The organism is Natrinema soli, from assembly GCF_028618695.1.
This window is the reverse complement of sequence record NZ_JAQIVI010000674.1, coordinates 1-1,317: the sequence shown is the minus strand read 5'-3', so window position 1 is coordinate 1,317 and position 1,317 is coordinate 1. Positions and strand designations below refer to the sequence as shown.

2 protein-coding genes are annotated in these 1,317 nt (G+C 65.0%); one reads left to right on the top strand and one right to left on the bottom strand.

Going from position 1 to position 1,317, the window contains the following annotated elements:
- Positions 1-156: 156 nt before the first annotated feature.
- Positions 157-330: a DUF5786 family protein gene (locus PGX04_RS29815; protein ID WP_273741804.1), complete on the bottom strand. Its 174-nt coding sequence runs from the start codon at positions 328-330 to the stop codon at positions 157-159.
- Positions 331-545: 215 nt separating this feature from the next.
- Here PGX04_RS29815 and PGX04_RS29810 point away from each other — a divergent pair.
- A partial coding sequence (locus PGX04_RS29810; protein ID WP_273741803.1) for a DUF5784 family protein occupies positions 546-1,317 on the top strand: 772 nt, incomplete at its 3' end.

Here is a 1,317-nt window from a genome sequence, read left to right as displayed (position 1 = left end):
CGAGGCGGTGCCGTCACCGGCCGTGGCCGACGCCGTCGAGACCGATCGCGGCGCACCCGAAACGCCGGGCTGGGACGCCCTCGAGTGAGTAGTGATCCCCACTGCCTCGAGCGGTATTCCGAACGGCGGAGGAACGGCCGACTGGACTCCGCAGCGCTAGTCCGACTTGATCTGTTCGAACGTGTCTAGCAACGCTTCGGCGGAGTCTCCGGAGTCGTACTCGACTTTGCCGTGATAGATCGTCCGCTCGTCGTCGAAATCGGTATCGACCTTCGAGGCCTGTTGCTCGCGGCGCTCGTGCTCGTCCTCGTCATAGGCACCCATTGACATGGTAAGTGTAAACACGATAGGGGCGGCGCAACTATTAATGTAACGGTTGCACACACCCATCGGTCAGCGACATCCATTTCGGCTGAGACAGCACCAGTCACGGCGGGATAGCCGCCGAATCGACGAGAGGTCGGACGGAGCTATCGAGACCAGCGGGCGGCGTGTCGGTAGCGGACAACGAACAGTATATGCATCTCCGTGCCCTAAATCGGCCCGTGGCACGGCCGCTTCGCTTTCGTTACTCGCCGCAGTCCTGGAGCGACGGGCGAGTACAACACGAGATTCTGCAGCCGCTTCAGTCGAACATCGGTGCACAGTCCGTCACGCCGTGGTTCAAGATCGGCGGTGACTGGCAGTCACATCGCTTCGAGATGCAAAACGGGGACGTCGCCCTCTTCGCGCGCACCGACAGCGACGCCTACTGGATGGGCAACACGGAGACGCCCTCCGCGCTGTGGAAGACCGACAAGTTCGGCTGGCGGGAGGTACCCCATCGCGTCTCGCGGTGGGCCCAGCGCGAACTGACCGCGACGCTCCACGAGGAAGACCCCTGGCTCGCCGACTACCCGCACCTCTCGTGGTTTTTCCTGCCGGTGTTCATGTCCAAAGACGGCCGCGACTCGACGCGCGCGTTCTTCCGCGAGCACGCCGCCGGCTTCCCCGACGCGGGCCGCCGGGAGACGACCCGCTTCTTCGAGGACTTCCTCGAGACCGGCGTCCTCGACGAGTACCGACACGTCATGTCGGGCAAACTCGGCACCAGCAACCACGTCGACCGCGTCCGAATGAGCGCCGCGATGGCGGAGTTCATCGCGGCGAAGCTCCTCACCGACGCGGGCTACGACGTGGTCCCGGAGATCGAGGTCACGACCGGCCATTCGCTCGATTTCCGGGCCGAAAACGACGGGACCAACGTCCTCGTCGAAGTCACGCGACCCCAGCCGCCCCAGAACCGCGCCGCGGCCGGACCCGTGGCCGCCGTTCGCG